This is a genomic window from Sphingomonas sp. Leaf5, from assembly GCF_001421155.1.
Taxonomy (GTDB): Bacteria; Pseudomonadota; Alphaproteobacteria; order Sphingomonadales; family Sphingomonadaceae; genus Sphingomonas.
In genome coordinates this window covers 82,549-98,378 of sequence record NZ_LMJZ01000007.1, presented here as the reverse complement: position 1 = coordinate 98,378, position 15,830 = coordinate 82,549, and the positions used below count along the sequence as shown (strand labels likewise).

17 protein-coding genes are annotated in these 15,830 nt (G+C 67.4%); 8 read left to right on the top strand and 9 right to left on the bottom strand.

The genetic code is table 11. The features are described from left to right. Window positions 1–396 precede the first annotated feature (396 nt). The 7 genes from ASE50_RS07545 (at window position 397) to ASE50_RS07515 (ending at window position 7,285) form a co-directional block, all read left to right on the top strand. A complete protein-coding gene (locus tag ASE50_RS07545; protein WP_056398051.1) occupies window positions 397–1,677 on the top strand; it encodes a bifunctional diguanylate cyclase/phosphodiesterase in 1,281 nt (426 codons plus the stop codon). A gap of 40 nt (window positions 1,678–1,717) precedes the next feature. Then, complete coding sequence (locus ASE50_RS07540) at window positions 1,718–4,156, top strand: ATP-binding protein (protein WP_082438884.1); 2,439 nt, start codon at window positions 1,718–1,720, stop codon at window positions 4,154–4,156. A 61-nt stretch (window positions 4,157–4,217) separates the two neighbouring features. Beyond that, window positions 4,218–4,607: a response regulator gene (locus tag ASE50_RS07535; protein WP_056397948.1), complete on the top strand. Its 390-nt coding sequence runs from the start codon at window positions 4,218–4,220 to the stop codon at window positions 4,605–4,607. Window positions 4,608–4,729: 122 nt separating this feature from the next. Next, a complete protein-coding gene (gene rpsU, locus ASE50_RS07530) occupies window positions 4,730–4,936 on the top strand; it encodes a 30S ribosomal protein S21 (protein WP_056397945.1) in 207 nt (68 codons plus the stop codon). A gap of 89 nt (window positions 4,937–5,025) precedes the next feature. Beyond that, window positions 5,026–5,649: an FKBP-type peptidyl-prolyl cis-trans isomerase gene (locus tag ASE50_RS07525; protein ID WP_056397944.1), complete on the top strand. Its 624-nt coding sequence runs from the start codon at window positions 5,026–5,028 to the stop codon at window positions 5,647–5,649. Between the two features lie 126 nt (window positions 5,650–5,775). Next, window positions 5,776–6,813: a M48 family metallopeptidase gene (locus tag ASE50_RS07520; RefSeq protein ID WP_156347345.1), complete on the top strand. Its 1,038-nt coding sequence runs from the start codon at window positions 5,776–5,778 to the stop codon at window positions 6,811–6,813. Window positions 6,814–7,066: 253 nt separating this feature from the next. After that, complete coding sequence (locus ASE50_RS07515) at window positions 7,067–7,285, top strand: hypothetical protein (protein ID WP_200909493.1); 219 nt, start codon at window positions 7,067–7,069, stop codon at window positions 7,283–7,285. A gap of 146 nt (window positions 7,286–7,431) precedes the next feature. Here ASE50_RS07515 and ASE50_RS07510 read toward each other — a convergent pair whose 3' ends face one another. Beyond that, entirely contained in the window at window positions 7,432–8,214 is a 783-nt protein-coding gene (locus ASE50_RS07510; protein ID WP_056397941.1) for a metallophosphoesterase family protein, read from the bottom strand. A gap of 139 nt (window positions 8,215–8,353) precedes the next feature. Between ASE50_RS07510 and galU the strand changes: the two genes are divergently transcribed. Further along, entirely contained in the window at window positions 8,354–9,220 is an 867-nt protein-coding gene (gene galU / locus ASE50_RS07505; RefSeq protein ID WP_056397936.1) for a UTP--glucose-1-phosphate uridylyltransferase GalU, read from the top strand. Between the two features lie 36 nt (window positions 9,221–9,256). On the opposite strand, the gene ASE50_RS07500 is transcribed toward galU, so the two are convergent. Genes ASE50_RS07500 through ubiB form a run of 8 tightly spaced genes read right to left on the bottom strand, consistent with a single transcriptional unit; the run spans window position 9,257 to window position 15,761 of the window. Continuing rightward, window positions 9,257–9,592: a DsrE family protein gene (locus ASE50_RS07500; RefSeq protein WP_056397934.1), complete on the bottom strand. Its 336-nt coding sequence runs from the start codon at window positions 9,590–9,592 to the stop codon at window positions 9,257–9,259. Beyond that, window positions 9,580–10,329 (bottom strand): HesA/MoeB/ThiF family protein, encoded by a 750-nt coding sequence (locus ASE50_RS07495; protein WP_056397930.1) that lies wholly within the window; start codon window positions 10,327–10,329, stop codon window positions 9,580–9,582. The genes ASE50_RS07500 and ASE50_RS07495 overlap by 13 nt, the downstream gene beginning before the upstream one ends. Next, a complete protein-coding gene (locus tag ASE50_RS07490) occupies window positions 10,326–10,748 on the bottom strand; it encodes a hypothetical protein (protein ID WP_056397927.1) in 423 nt (140 codons plus the stop codon). The genes ASE50_RS07495 and ASE50_RS07490 overlap by 4 nt, the downstream gene beginning before the upstream one ends. Further along, complete coding sequence (dut, locus tag ASE50_RS07485; RefSeq protein WP_056397925.1) at window positions 10,745–11,182, bottom strand: dUTP diphosphatase; 438 nt, start codon at window positions 11,180–11,182, stop codon at window positions 10,745–10,747. Before dut ends, ASE50_RS07490 begins: the two co-directional genes overlap by 4 nt. Next, window positions 11,179–11,964 carry an alpha/beta hydrolase family protein gene (locus ASE50_RS07480; RefSeq protein ID WP_235512236.1) on the bottom strand — a complete coding sequence of 262 codons (786 nt, stop codon included), beginning with the start codon at window positions 11,962–11,964 and terminating at the stop codon, window positions 11,179–11,181. The genes dut and ASE50_RS07480 overlap by 4 nt, the downstream gene beginning before the upstream one ends. 7 nt (window positions 11,965–11,971) lie before the next feature. Beyond that, on the bottom strand, window positions 11,972–13,147 hold the full coding sequence (gene coaBC / locus ASE50_RS07475; protein WP_056397923.1) for a bifunctional phosphopantothenoylcysteine decarboxylase/phosphopantothenate--cysteine ligase CoaBC: 1,176 nt from the start codon (window positions 13,145–13,147) through the stop codon (window positions 11,972–11,974). Then, a complete protein-coding gene (locus ASE50_RS07470) occupies window positions 13,144–14,232 on the bottom strand; it encodes a hypothetical protein (RefSeq protein ID WP_235512235.1) in 1,089 nt (362 codons plus the stop codon). Before ASE50_RS07470 ends, coaBC begins: the two co-directional genes overlap by 4 nt. Next, on the bottom strand, window positions 14,229–15,761 hold the full coding sequence (gene ubiB / locus ASE50_RS07465) for a 2-polyprenylphenol 6-hydroxylase (protein WP_056397920.1): 1,533 nt from the start codon (window positions 15,759–15,761) through the stop codon (window positions 14,229–14,231). Before ubiB ends, ASE50_RS07470 begins: the two co-directional genes overlap by 4 nt. Window positions 15,762–15,830 lie beyond the last annotated feature (69 nt).

The following is a 15,830-nucleotide window of genomic DNA, read 5'->3' as shown; positions in this document are numbered from 1 at the left end:
GGGCAGCGGCCGTCCGGGTCCGGCACGGCGTTTCCCAAAACAGGACGTTCCACAAAAACGCCTGGATCGTTCCGGCGAACCGTCCCGATCCAGGCGAATGTTCCATTTAGATCGGACGAAGGTCTTCGCCGTAGTGATCACGGAACAGTGCGAAAAACGCCTGCATTTTCAGTCTCCCAGAAGCGCCGAAGCGCGAGGCCGTATTAACCGGAAATTAACCATACGCCAATCGCAAATCGGCACGAAAACCATCCCCCCGCGATTGCTGGCGTTAACGGATGCTTCGGGGTTTGGGCGGTAGCACTGAACATCATGGCACGCGCCGATTCGGAACATATCCCGCTGGTCGGGCCGTCAGGACACGGGAGGGGGCAGCGGCCCCTGTCGCCGGTCGCTGTGCGCGACGGACCGGTGTCGGCACGCGCCGTTGCGCCCTCCGCCGGGTATCGCTTCCTGTTCCTCGCCGAAATCGAGGATTTCGCGGCATTGAGACGGCAGGTCGGGGTCGTCGGTGCCGGCGCGGCGCTGGCCGACATCGCCGCGCGTCTGCGGGCGATGATCGCCGATAGCCGGATCACGCCGGTCGGCCGGAGCGGGTTGGAGATCAAGTTCGAGCGCGATTCGGCCACGGCCGGCAACGCCGTGGCCGAGCGTATCCGAGCGGCGATGGCGCAGCCGTTCGACCTGAACGGCGAAAGCTGTCGCGTGACGTTGCGAATCGGCGGCGTCGGTGCCCGGGTGCGCGAGGCCGACGAGGTTCGCCTGATTGAGGCAGCCGAGCTTGCGCTTGTCGACGGACAGCAGATCGGCACGGACGTCGTACGCGATCTGAGCGATCCCGCCGCGGGGCACGACCCGGTTCAATTGATGCGCGACCTGCCCGGCGCGATCGAGGACGGGCAGATATTCCTGCAATATCAGCCCAAGGTGCGGGTGCGCCAGCAATGCGTGGCGAGTGCCGAGGCACTGGTGCGGTGGCGGCATCCGACCCGCGGGCTGGTGCTGCCCGGCGATTTCATCGAGGCGGCCGAACGATCGCACGTCATCGGCGCGCTGACGCTGTGGACGATCCGCCGGGTGATCGCCGATCAGCGCATGCTTGCGGCGGCCGGCTACGACATTCCGATCTTCATCAACATGTCGGGCGTCCTGCTGTCCGATCCGGGGTTCGTCCGCGAGGCCTGCCGACTCGTTCGCGAAGGCGGCGCGCGGGTCGGGTTCGAGATCACCGAGACCGCGGTGATCCGCGATCCGGAGAGCGCAATCGCCAATCTGCGGACGTTCAGCGAAATCGGCGTGCCGCTGGCGATCGACGATTATGGGGCTGGCTTGTCGTCGCTGGCCTATCTCAAGCGCTTGCCCGCCAGCGAATTGAAGATCGACAAGCTGTTCGTCACCCAGCTGACCAGCAGCAACCGCGATCCGCTGATCGTGCGCTCGACGATCGACCTCGCCCATGCGCTCGATATGGAAGTGACCGCCGAAGGCGTCGAAACACCCGCCGCGCTGGCGCTGCTCGGCGTCATGGGCTGCGACATGGTGCAGGGCTATCTGATCAGCCGCCCGATCGAGTTCGATGCGTTCCGCACCTTCTTGCGGGAAGAAGGCCATCTGGCGGCGATGGCCAGCCCGCGCCTGTCCTTCCTGCGCAACGAAGGCCAATGGAAGACCGGTTGATCGGTACCAATCATTAACTCAATCGGGTTAGTTTGCCCCAATGCGCCTGCGTCTCCCGCTCCTTGCCCTGTCTCTGTGGATGGCGACCATCGCGTTGCCGGCAAGCGCGCAGCCGGGCGTCGACCCGCTGGACCGCCGTTTCGATGCGATTCGCGCCGCGCTGGTCGCCGAGCCTCGCGCCGGTTTGCGGGCCGGGCAGGAACTGGAACGCGTCGCCTTGGAACGCGACGGTGCCTCCTCGCGGCTGGTCGCCGCCGGCATCTGGTTGCAGGCCGAAGCCTATATCCGGCTCGACCAGGAGGCCGCCGCCAAGCGTTCGGTCGACCGTTCGCTGGCAATCCTCGCCAGGCTCAATCCCCGTGTCGCGATCGAAGGCGATGCGCTGCGCACGCGGGGCGACCTGTCCGCCGATGAGGGGCAGGTGGCAGCGGCGCTGGCCGATTATCAATCGGCCTATCGCGTCTATCTTGCCGCCGGTGATCGGCGCGGGCAGGCCATGGCGTTGCTCAGCATCGGGGCCCTGTATCGGCAGGGCAGCGATTTCGAAGCGGCGCTGCGCTATTACGAGCAGGCGATCGAGGCTTATGGCGGCGATCCCCTGCTGTCGGTTTCGCTGCTCAACAATCGCGGCAACGTCATCAGCGAGATGCGCGACTATCGACGCGCGATCGTGGATTTCGAACGGGCGCTGGTCGCGGTGCGCCGGCTCAACAACCCGTCGTTCGAAGTGCAGATCCTGCGCAACCTCGCGCGGACGCAGCGCGCGGCCGGCGACGATGCGGCGGCATGGCAGTCGGTCATGGCGGGCATGAAGATCGCGGAAACGGTCGGGTCGAAAGCCTCGCTGGATCAGCTGCGCACGCTGGCGGCGCGGGTGGCGATCGATCGCGGCGACACCGCGCTGGCGGTGCAGCTGGTCGATGCCGCGTTCGACGGGGTCGATCTGCGCACGACCGGGCTTCCCGCGCGCGACAATCACCAGAACGCCTATGCCGTCTATTCGGCGGTCGGCGACGCACCGAAATCGCTTGCCCATCTGGAAGCGCTCAGCCGGCTGAACGAACAGGCGACGAAGCTCACCACCTCGACCAAGACCGCGTTGATCGCGGCGCGCTTCGACTTCCAGAATCAGGAACTGCGCATTGCCCGGCTGAAGCAGGAGGAACTGCGCCGCAACATCGTGTTCGAGCGGGCGAGCGCGCGATACCAGCGCATCCTGTTCGGGGGCATCGCGGCCGCGGTCGCGGTGCTGGTCGCGCTGTTGACCTTCGGTGTCGTGACGTTGCGCCGGAGCCGGAATGCCGTGCGCAACGCCAACGTCGAACTGGCGGCGACCAATGTCGCGCTGGAAAAGGCGTTGAAGGCCAAGGGCGATTTCCTCGCGACGACCAGCCACGAGATCCGCACCCCGCTCAACGGCATCCTCGGCATGGCGCAGGTCATGTTGCGCGATTCCCGACTGACGCCCGACCTGCGCGATCGGCTGGGCATCGTCCACGACGCCGGGGTCACGATGCGCGCGTTGGTCGACGATATTCTCGACGTCGCGAAGATGCAGTCGGGCAATCTGTCGGTCGAACGCATTCCGACCGACCTGATCGAGACGGTCGAGACGCTGGCGCGATCGTCGCGGCGGCAGGCGGAGGATCGCGGGCTGCGCTTCACGCTGGGGATCGGGCAGGTGCCGCGCTGGATCGAGGGCGATCCGGTACGGTTGCGCCAGATCCTCTTCAACCTGCTGTCGAATGCGCTGAAGTTCACCGAAACCGGCGGCATTGGCCTGCGGGTCGAGGGCAACGACCAACATGTTCGGATCGCCGTGACGGATACTGGTATCGGTATCGCCGCCGACCGTATTGACGATGTCTTCGAATCGTTTCAGCAAGCCGACAACAGTACGACGCGTCGCTTCGGGGGCACCGGCCTCGGGCTGACCATCTGTCGCAATCTTGCCCGCGCTATGGGGGGCGACATTCGCGTCACGAGTGTCGCGGGCGAGGGGTCGACCTTCACGCTCGACCTGCCGGTAACGCCGGCGACTCCGCGAATAATGGACCGGGGCGAGGATGCGAGCCCGGACAAGCTGGTCATTCTCGAACGCAATCCGATCGCCCGGGGGATGATGCGGACCCTGTTTGCCGATCACGGCGCGGCGATCGCGTTCGTGGACGACGTGGCGACGGTGCGGGAGCTGCTGGCCGGGGGCAGGGTGTTCGCTTTGTTGATGGATATGAAAGCGTTCCGCGCGGGCAGCGATGCCCCGGAGCGCGATCTTACCGAGATCGGGACGATGCTGCGGACGGCACCGGTACCGGCCGTTCTGATGTGCAGTTCAGAAGAATGTGACGTAAATGTCGAAAAAAGCGTCATAACATTGCTAAACAAGCCGGTTTCGGCTAAGCAACTTATCGGTGCGTTGTTCGTCGGTCGGGATAATCAGGGTGCGGTGCCAACAGCCCTTGTTTCAAATGCGGCGTAGCGATAGCGGATTTCGATATGCAAAGCTTTGAAAAGAAGGCGATCCTTCGGATCGGTGACGCATGAGGATCCTGTTCGTCGAGGATGACGCGATGAATCGCCGGGTCGTCCGCGACATGCTCGACGTCGCCGGGGCGACCATGGTCGAGGCGGACCTTGCCGAAGCCGGGTTGCGTCGGATCGACGAGGAAGAGTTCGACCTCGTCCTGCTCGACCTGCGCATGCCCGGCATGGACGGGTTCGAGGTCATCCGCCGCGTGCGCGCGCGTGAGGATGCGAAACGGACGCTGCCGATCATCATCGTCACCGCCGATACCGCGATCGATCTGACCGAGCGATGTCTTGCCGCCGGTGCCGACGAAGTCCTGTTCAAGCCGGTGGCGATGGACGCCTTGTTCGACGCGATCGGCCGGATATTGGCGCGACGCGCAGGGGGCGACCTGCTGTTCTGATCCGGCGGGCGCACGCGCTTGCCCGCAGGGGGTACTCCTGTTAGGGGGGAGCGTCACGCCGCGGCCATGCTTCGGCGAACCCTATTCTATTGCGATGAAAAAACCCGGAGTTTTTCGACCTCATGCAGATCATGGTTCGTGAAAATAATGTCGATCAGGCCCTGCGCGCGCTCAAGAAGAAGCTGCAGCGCGAGGGTGTGTATCGCGAGATGAAGCTGCGTCGTCATTACGAAAAGCCTTCGGAAAAGCGTGCTCGCGAACGGGCGGCGGCGATCAGCCGGGCGCGCAAGATGGAGCGCAAGCGCCTCGAGCGCGACGGCGCCCGGTAATTCCACGGATAGCGGCCCGTCGCCGATGATGTCGACGATGCCGCCGGTTTCCTGAGATCGGGTGCGCGAGGCGTGCCAAAGGGGTGTCGATGTCGGTCACTGCCGTTCCGCTGCAACCTGTCAAGCAGCGTCATATCGTCTGGGTGTGGATCGGGATCGCGCTGGCGTTGCTGGTCGCGGCGGTTTTCGCCTGGGTCGGTTCGCGCAGCGAAACGGCTTCGTTCCTCGCCGCCAACGCCTCGCGTCCCGGCGTCGTCACCACCGCGAGCGGTCTGCAATATGAAGTGCTGACCAAGGGCAGCGGCCCGACCCCGACCGATGCCGACGTCACGCTGATCAACTATGTCGGCAAGCTGACGGACGGCACGATCTTCGACCAGAGCCGCAACCCGACCCCGATGTCGCCCAAGCAGGTCGTGCCGGGGTTCGGCGAGGCGTTGAAGCTGATGCCGAAGGGGTCGCGCTACCGTTTCTGGTTGCCGCCGACGCTCGGCTATGGCGCGCCCCGTCCCGACGGTGCGCCGGCGATGTCGCCGGAGATCAAGAAGCTGTCGAAGCAGGTGCTGGTGTTCGATGTCGACATGATCGAATTCATCCCGGAGGCGGTGCTGCAGCAGATGCAGATGCAACAGATGATGCAGCAGCAGGGCGGTGGTGCCGGTGGTGCCGGCGCGCCGCCCCCCGGACAGGCGCTTCCGCCCGGCATGCGTTAAGCGCGCGACCGGTTCGATCGAAAACGGCGTCGGAAGTTTCCGGCGCCGTTTTTCGTTCCGGTGGGCCGAAACCCGACAGTCCGCCCGGCATCGCCTTGGCCTTCGCGATCATGCTATCGCGGGCGGATGTCCTTTCCCTTCCCTTCGATTGCCGAGCGTCGCCGCGCGGTTCTGACGCGGCGCGCCGTTTTGCTCGCGACGATCTTGCTGACGATCGGTGCTGCGCCCAATACCGCCGTCACCACCGGAACCGATCAGGCGACCCTCGAGACCCTTCGCGCTGCCGACCTGCGGCTTGGGGCGATCGGCTATCGGCTGGCCCACGCCAATGCCGTGCTTTGTACCGATCGTGCCCCGGTGACCGGCCTGATCGTGCACGCCATCGATCAATATGACGTCGGTGAGCAGCCGACCGCCCGCACGACGTTCGGCTTCGAAACCGCGATCGCGGTCGAAGCGGTCGTCCCCGACAGCCCGGCCGCCCGCGCCGGGGTGCGTGCGAACGATTCCATCGTCAGCATCGATGCGCAGCCGGTGCCGGTTGCGAAGGGCGGCGGGCATGTCGCCACCCGCGACGCCTTCGCCGCTCTACTGGACGCACAACCGTCCGATCGCCCGCTGACGATGGTCCTGCGCCGTGCAGGCCAGCAACGCGCGGTGACCATTGCAGCCTCGCCCGGCTGTCGCACGCTGTTCGAATTGCGGGTCGGGCCATCGATGGATGCCGTCGCCGACGGCCGGCTGGTGCAGATTTCCAGCCAGTTTCTCGAACGATTCGACGATTCGCAACTCGCCGTCGTCGTCGCGCACGAATTGGCCCACAATATCCTGCGCCACCATGTCCGGCTCGACGCGGCGAAGATCAGTCGTGGCCTGCTGCGTGAACTGGGCCGAAATGGACGCATCTTTCGGATGAGCGAAGACGATGCCGACCGGCTGAGCGTCCATCTGCTGCGCAATGCGGGCTGGAATCCGGTGTCGGCCGTCGCGTTCTGGAAAGGCCCCGGTGCCCGTATCGACGGCGGTATCTTCCACAGCCGGACCCATTCATCCGCCGGGAAACGGGCAGAAAATATCGCCGCGGAGATCGCCGCCATCCCGCCCGGCGCACCGACCCCGTACGTGCCGCCGGTCCTGGCGACGCGCGATCAGCCGCTCGAATAACGCGGTCATCATCGGGCCGGGGTGGCTTGCCCAATTTGGTGCCGCACTGCATACTGAACTGCCGCGATTGCGAACGAAACCGGGCACGCCCCGGTGAGTTTCAGCCGTGCGCAGGGCGTATTATGTTGGTCCGGGACCGGAAACGGTTGGCCGCGATTGGTATGATAAGGCTTGCAGGGGAGCGGGCCGTATGCGAAGGGCCGCTCGACGTGTAGAGATACAAGGGAGTGTTGACATGGGTTTTGCTAAGAACATGCTGATCGCGGCTTCGGCCGTTTCGATGACCGTTGCTCCGACGGTTGCTACCGCCGCCAACGCTTCGAAGCTGTCGGTTGCTCGCGCTTCGGCTCCGGCCGCCAAGGGCGAAAAGCTGGCCGGCGGCGGCATCATCGTGGCGCTTCTCGCCGCGGCTGCTGTCGTTGCGGGCATCGTCGTTGTTGCCGATTCGGACAGCGATTCGGACAGCAACTGATTGCTCGCGCGGGAAACCGCGCTTCAGTCTAGGAAAAGGGCGCTCCATTCGGGGTGCCCTTTTTCGTTGGTACGACGGTCGGAATAATGGGCGATGCCGGTCACAGCGGCATGCTGTGCTCGTCGATAGTCAGGAACGGTTGGCGGTTACGCCGCTGCGGCGTAGTTGCCTGCGGACAGGGCCGTCGACAGGAACCGCCGCGTGTCCCCCTCCAGCACCAGCGCGGTCAGTCGGCCGCTGCGATAGGCACCGGTGTCGATGCCGATGCGGTTGGCGCGGATGTCGGGGTCGTGCGTTACGGTGTGGCCATGCACGACGAAACGTTCATAGCGGCCGACATGGTCGAGAAACGGCGAGCGAATCCAGCGCAAGTCCGAGGATTTCTGCGCATCGAGCGGGACGCCGGGGCGGATGCCGGCATGGACGAACACATATTCGCCGACGACCAACTGGTCGGGCAGGCCGCGTAGAAAGTCGAGATGCACCGCCGGCACATGCTCGGCGATCAGGCGCTGAACGCCTTTCAAATCCTCGCGCTCATAGGCCTCTTCGCTGACGCCGTAGCTGAGCAGGGTTTCCTTGCCACCGGCACGTGCGAAGACGCCGAGCGCCTGGCGCGCGCCCTCTGCGGCGGTCAGCAGCAGTTCCTCGTGATTACCGCACAGGCAATGCACATCGGCGCTGGCCGCGCACATCGCCATGACCCGGTCGACAACGCCGCGCGATTCCGGCCCGCGATCGATCAGGTCGCCGAGGAACACCAGCACCGGTCGCCGTCCGCCGCGTGCCGGATCGGCGTCGATCTGCGCCAGCAGGTCGTCGAGGCAGTCGAACCGCCCATGCACGTCACCGATCGCATACACGACGATATCGTCGGGAATGCGCGGGGCGGGGGTTGCGGGCCTGCGAAATAGCTTGGAGAACACCATGATGCGCGTCGCCCTTAGGGGAAAGGGGCTGTACGATCAATGAACCGCCGTGCCGCAGCGGACGACCCGGCGGACAAAGGTCGTTTGCCAATTCCGCGGCGTATCTCTATCGCGGCGCAGCAATTGTGGGGATGAAACGATGACGATCAAGAAGGTTCGCAAGGCAGTCTTTCCGGTCGCCGGCCTCGGCACCCGGTTTCTTCCCGCCACCAAGTCGATGCCGAAGGAAATGCTGACGGTCGTCGACAAGCCGCTGATCCAGTATGCCGTCGAAGAGGCGCTGGAAGCCGGCATCGAACAGATCATATTCGTCACCGGCCGCGGCAAGGGCGCGCTGGAAGACCATTTCGACGTTTCCTACGAACTGGAAGCGACGATGAAGGCGCGCGGCAAGTCGATGTCGCTGATCGAAGGTATCCGCCAGAAGCCGGGCAGCCCGGTCTATGTCCGCCAGCAGGAGCCGCTGGGCCTCGGCCACGCGGTGTGGTGCGCGCGCGAGATCGTCGGCGACGAGCCGTTCGCAGTGCTGCTGCCCGACGAACTGATGGTCGGCGGTTTCCTGAAGCAGATGGTCGAAGCCTATAACCAGGTCGGCGGCAACGTCATCGGCGCGCTGGAAGTGCCCGACAGCGAGACCGACAAATACGGCATCATCTCGCCCGGCAAGCAGGACGGTCGCCTGACCGAGGTCACCGCGCTGGTCGAAAAGCCCAAGGGCAAGGCACCGTCGAACCTGATGATTCCGGGCCGTTACATCTTGCAGCCCGAAGTCATGCAGATCCTCGATTCGCAGGAGCCGGGCGCGGGTGGCGAAATCCAGCTGACCGACGCGATGGCCAAGCTGATCGGCAACCAGCCGTTCCACGGCTTCACCTTCGACGGCAAGCGCTACGACTGCGGCGACAAGGCCGGCTGGGTACAGGCGAATATCGCCGTGGCGCTGAGCCGGGCCGATATCGGACCGGCGGTGCGTGCGTTCGCCCAGGAAGCGCTCGCCAACGGTTGAGCGGATCGGGCGGGGGCCACACGGCCTCCGCCCCGTCTAGATAGTGACCAGCCGGTCGTCGGCGAGGGTCGCAAGCAGGTGGATCATGCCACCGGCCGCGACCATCGCGTCGTCCGCCGCCAGCCCGGCGAGCGCTAGCCCGGTCTGACAGGCGATCAATTCGACGCCGCTGTCGATCGCGACGGCGCGCAGTTCGGTCAGGTTCGGCAAGCCCGCCGGCGCGGTCGCGGCCATCGCCAGCAATGCCACGGCCCCCTCATGTAGATAGACCCGCGTTCGTCCGCCCAGCGCCGCGGCGGCGCAGGCGAGGGTCAGGGCGGCACGGAACCGGTCGGGATCGGGCGCGACGACGACGACCGTCAGCCCGCGCATCGGCAACCCGGGTCCTTGGGCAGCGACAGGGTGCGAAAGCGGCAGGCGAGCAGGTCGGCGACCAGCAGCTTGCCCGCCGGATCGTCGCCGAAACCGACGATCGCGCGAATCGTCTCCAGCGCGGCGAGGCTGCCCATCACCCCGGTCAGTGCGCCCAGCACCCCCTGATCGGCGCAACTGGCATCGGCGCGCGCGGGATCGTTGCCGACGAAGCAGCGATAACAGGGCAGATGCGCTTCCCAGCCACGAAAGACCCCCAATTGCCCCTCGAACTGGCCGACCGCCGCCGAAACCAGCGGGATGCGCGCCGCCAGCGCGGCATCGGCGACGATCAGGCGCGTCGCGAAATTGTCGCAGCCGTCGAGGATCACGTCCGCCCCGGCGAGCAGCGTCGCGGCGTTGGTCGCGTCGATCCGCGTGGCGATCGGCTCGACCGTGACATAGGGGTTGATGCGGCCAAGCGCCTGCGCGGCGGCGGTCACCTTGGCCGTGCCGATATCGCCGTCCCCGAACAGCGTCTGGCGTTGCAGGTTGCTGGCGTCGACCCGGTCGTCGTCGATCACGAGCAGCGTACCGACCCCCGCCGCCGCCAGATATTGCAGCGCGGGCGAACCGATACCGCCCGCGCCGATGACGACGACGCGCGCGGCCTTCAACGCCGCCTGTCCCGCGCCGCCGATCTCGCGCAGGACGAGGTGGCGGGCGTAGCGATCGAGTTCGGCGTCGGAAAAGGTCATTCGGTCCAGTCGAACCGCAACGACGCGCGATACCAGCCGCCTTCGTTGACGAAATGCGGCATCAGATTGCCCCGGGCGAAGCTGACGACCAGTCCGGCCCCATATTGTTCGACGGTCGGACAGCCGATCGCACGGGGGATGGTGGCACGGACCAGATCATCCTCGCCGATCAGCACCGCGACATCGACCTGCAACTGGGTACGGCCCTTTACCGGCATCGGCCGCGGGCATTCGTTGCGCCGCAGTTCGGTCACGACGAAATTGACCATCGACGTCGTGGGCTGCGGAGTCCTGCGATAGGGCAGGGGCGGCAGCGCGGCCCAGTCGATCGGCGAGCGGGCGATCGGGGGCGCGGCAGGCACCGGCATCGGCACCAGCGGCATCGCCTGCACCAGCGTCAACAGGGTCAGCAGCGTCATCGCCCGGTCGAACCGAATCCGCCGGTGCCACGCGCGGTATCGTCGAGCGTATCGACCTCGATCACGTCGGCGCGGGTGACGGTGGCGGGAACGAGCTGCGCGATGCGTTCGCCGCGCACGACGCGGAACGGTCGGTCGCCGAGATTGGCGAGGATCACCTTCACTTCGCCGCGATAGTCGCTGTCGATCGTGCCGGGGGTGTTCAGGCAGGTGATGCCATATTTGAGCGCGAGGCCCGAGCGCGGGCGGACCTGTACCTCATACCCGTCGGGGATCGCGATGGCGAAGCCGGTGGCGACGGCGTGGCGCGCGCCGGGGGCGAGTTCGACCTCCTCGGCGGCGACCACGTCCATGCCCGCCGCGCCGGCGGTGGCATAGGCGGGCAGCGGCAAGTCGTTCCCATGCGGCAGGCGGCGCAGGCGGATCGGGATCATGGCGTCACCATCGCATTGCGTTGCGGGGTCGCGGGCGGCGCGGCGGCCATGCGGCGCACCGCGTCGATCAGGTCGCCGTCGCGCAACAGGTCATGGCCGCGCCCGGGCAGGACGCGGTAATCGGTGGCGATGCCGCGCAGCGCCAGCGCCTCGGCGTAGCCGCGCGAAAAGCGCAGCGGCGTTTCCCGGTCGTCGGCACCCACCAGCAACGCGACGCGGGTCGATGGCGCGACGCCGCCGACGGTCTGCAACGGATCGAAGCTGTCGACCGCCGTCCTGAACCCGGCCGCACCCTGTTTCGCGCGATATTTTCGCCATTCGGGCAACATGCACGGGCAACCCGCCAGCACGACGCCGTCGACCAGCCCCGGACGGACCCCCATCAACGTCGCCGCCATCGCCGCCCCGCCCGATTGCCCGACCAGGATCACGCGCGCCTGTGGATAGCGGGTGCGCCAGCCCGCAATCGCATCGGCGACCGCCGCCACCCGGTCGGCGGTATAGCTGTCGCCATCGGTGCCGCCGCGGGTGCCGGGCGACGCATTGCCCGCCATGTCGCGATAGCCGGGCCGCAGCAACGCGACCGCGCGTGCGCCGGGGATCGCGTCGGCAATGGCATGGGCGGCGTCGTTGAACGCGGCGGGGACCATGCCGTCGCCGTCGCCGTGCAGCACGAGGACGAGGGTGCGGACGTCGCGCGACGCGGTCGGGCCGAAACTGGCACCGGCCAGCGTCACCGGCGGCGGCGCGGTGGTGGCGCAGCCGACGGCGGCGAGGAGCAACAAGGGACTAAAGCAGCGCATCGGCAATCCGGTCGGCCAGTCGGGCCGCGATATCGGTCTTGGGGGCGTCGGACCAGCGTTCGACACAGTCGGCGGTGACGAGGTGGACCGCGTTGCGATCCCCGCCCATCACATCGCCCGACACGTCGTTGGCGACGATCCAGTCGGCATTTTTCGCGCTGCGCTTGGCGGTGGCATGGGCGAGCACGTCGTCGGTTTCGGCCGCGAAGCCGACCAGCAGGCGCGGGCGGCGCGGCGACCGGCCGAGCATGGCGAGGATGTCGGGATTGGGCAGCAGGGTGAGCGTCGGCGGGCCGTCGCCCTTCTTCAGTTTGGACGGGGCGGCCTCGACCTGCCAGTCGGCGACGGCGGCGACCATGACGGCGGCATCGGCGGGCAGCGCCTGTGCCACGGCGTTCGCCATGTCGCGCGCCGATTCGACGTCGACCCGCGTCACACCCGGCGGGGTCGGCAGCGTCACCGGCCCGGCGATCAGCGTCACCTGCGCACCGCGCGCGGCGCAGGCGGCGGCGATGGCGAAACCCTGTTTGCCTGACGATCGGTTGGCGAGATAGCGGACCGGATCGATTGCCTCATGCGTCGGGCCGGCGGTGACCAGCACATGGCGGCCGGTCAGCGACTGGGGGGCGGACGCGGTCATCGCTTCGATCGCGGCGACGATCGCGGGCGGTTCGGGCAGGCGGCCGGGGCCGAATTCGCCGCAGGCCATCGCCCCGTTATCGGGATCGAGCACGGTCACGCCGCGCCGGCGCAGCGTGGCGACATTGTCGGTGGTCGCGGCATGTTGCCACATGCGGACGTTCATCGCCGGGACGGCCAGCACCGGCTTGTCGGTGGCTAGCAGCAGCGTGGTGGCGAGGTCGTCGGCCATGCCCGCCGCCATGCGCGCGAGCAGGTCGGCGGTGGCGGGGGCGACGACGACCAGATCGGCCTGCCGGCTGAGCTGAATATGGCCCATCTCCGCCTCGTCCTTCAGGTCCCACAGGCTGGTATGGACCGGCTGTTCGCTCAGCGCCGCCAGTGTCATCGGCGTCACGAACTGCGAGCCGCCATCGGTCAGCACGCAGCGGACGGCATGGCCACGACCGCGCAACAGGCGGATCAGCTCGCACGCCTTGTACGCGGCGATGCCGCCACCGACGATCAGCAAGATGCGTGTCATCGGGTAATCCTCTGCACCCGAACACGCCGCCTGTCGAGGATCGGCCGGGCAAGGTCGCGTACCGCATCGGGAAGAAACGCCATGCCGACCAGATAGGCAGGCGCGGCGGCAAGCGCCCAATAGAAATTGTCGGTGCGTGCGAACACCGCGATCGCCAGCGCATATCCGCCAAAGGTGAGCGCGGCCCGACGCCCGAGCGGACCCGGTGCCGCCGCCCAGCCGAGCATCGCCAGCATCGCCAGCGGCGCGCCCAGCCACCATGGCAGGATGATGAGCGCGGTCGATCGCGCCATGCCCGACGCGAACAGGCCGGGGCCGTGCAGCCCGCCCCAGCCGGGCGAGACCGCGTCGAGCGGCCCGGCGACCAGCGCGACCGCGCGGGCATGGAGCAGCAGGACGGCGACGAACACCAGCAGCGCCGCGACCCAGCCCAGCGCCTCACGCCGACGCCCGTCGAGCAGCGCCGCCACCAGCATCGCCAGTGCATAGAGCGCCGACGTCTCGCGGATCACCATCGCGCACAGGGCGAGCGCCACCGCCTCGACCCAGCGATCCTCGCGCCGGATCGCCAGCGACCATGCGATCAGCAGCCCGGCCCATAGCTCGTGGAATGCAACCAGCGACGGCTGGACGAACGCGACCATCCCGCCGGCCAGCAGGAACAGCGCGGCGATGCGCGGCGGGCCGCGTTCGAACCAGCCGCCGATCCGCCGGCTCCAGGCAAGGCCGGTGGCGGCGGCGATGGCGATCAGCAACAGGATCGAGACGAAATCGGGCAGCACTGCCTGCACCACGCTCAGCGTCGGCAGGCGGATCGCGGGGAAGGGGTGGAGCGGGGCACGATCGGCGCGCAGTTCCTGCGCGGCGACGGCATAATAATCGCCGCCGCTGCGCAGCCCGTCGACGACCGAGGCGTAGAGGTCGACGCCGAGCGGCGCGTCGCGCGCCGGGTCCTCGGCCGGCAGGAACCAGGCCGATGCCAGCAGGGCGAGCGCCAGCAGCGCGATGCCGAGCGCCATGCCGGGCCGCAGCGTCGCGAACCGGCTGGAGCACGACAGCCAGACCGGCGGTCGCGCGCGGATCATCCCAGCAGCATCGCCGAGGCCGCGCCGATAAGGCCGCCGACGATCCCGACCACCGCATAGCGCCAGCCGCCGCCGACACGGACGACGGCGACCTCGGGCAGCGGCGGGGAGGGCGGGGCACCGCCGGGCGCCGGATAGCGCGCCTCGATATTGCGGATCAGGTCGGGCAGCCGGGCAAAGGTGCGCAGGTCGGTGATGATCCGGTCGGCGACCATCGCCTCCGGCCCCAGCTCGTCGCGAATCCAGCCGCGCACGAACGGTGCCGCCGTCTCCCACAGGTTGATGTCGGGATCGAGCGCGGTCGCGACCCCCTCCACCATCACCATCGTCTTTTGCAGCAGCAGCAAATGCGGCTGCGTTTCCATGTCGAAGTCGCGGGTGATGTTGAACAGCGAATCGAGCATCATGCCGACCGACATGTCCTTGACCGCCAGCCCGCGCATCGGTTCACCGACCGCACGCAGCGCCGTGGCGAATTCGGCGACATTGTGATGGGCGGGGACATAGCCCGCCTCGAAATGGATCTCGGCGACGCGCTTATAGTCGCCGGTGATGAGGCCATAGAGGATTTCGGCCAGCCACACTCGCGCCCGGCGGTCGATCCGCCCCATGATGCCGAAGTCGATCGCGGCGATGCGACCATCGGGCAGCGCGAACAGATTGCCCTGGTGCATGTCGGCATGGAAGAACCCGTCGGCGATCGCCTGTCGCAGGAACGCGCGGACCAGCCGCGTCGCCATCGCATGCAGGTCGTGCCCCGCCGCGATCAGCGCCGGGCGGTTCGACAGCTTGATGCCGTCGATCCATTCGGTCGTCAGGATCTTCGACGTCGTCCGCTGCCAGTCGATATCGGGAATGGTGAAGTCGGGTTCGGCCTCCATCCCCTGCGCCAGTTCGGAGGCGGAAGCGGCTTCGCGGCGCAGGTCGAGTTCGCGCGCGGTCCAGCGCTTCATCGTCTCGATCACAAGGCGCGGACGAAGCCGCCGCAATTCGCCGCCCATCGTCTCCATGCGGGCGGCGGCCCATTCATAGGTGTCGATCGCGTCGAAGAACTGCGCCTCGACGCCCGGCCGCAGCACCTTTACCGCGACGCGGCGGCCATCGGTGGTGATGGCGCGGTGGACCTGCGCGATCGAGGCGGCACCGACCGGCGTCTCCTCGATCGACTGGAACAGGCGCTCGATCGGCTGACCCAATCCCGATTCGATTGCCGGGCGCACCACGGCCCACGACAGCGGCGGCAGCGCGTCCTGCAGCGACAACAGGTCCTGCGCGACATCCTCGCCGACCAGATCGGGGCGGGTGGCAAGCGTCTGGCCCAGCTTGATCGCCGCCGGTCCCAGCGCCGCGAACGCCTCGGCATAGCGCGGGGTCGCAGGAACGCGCGCGCCCAGCCGGGCGAGGCGCACTACGCGGCGCAGGCGCGGCGGCGTGCGCGGGTTGCGCTCCACCTCGATCAACGCGCCATGGCGCGCCAGCGTGCGCCCCCATTTCAGGATGCGCCAGTAATGGGTGAGGGTCGACGTCATGCGAGCCTTATGCCCCCACCGTCATTCCGGCGCAGGCCGGAATCTATTGTGTCGGGTGTCGTCGATGGA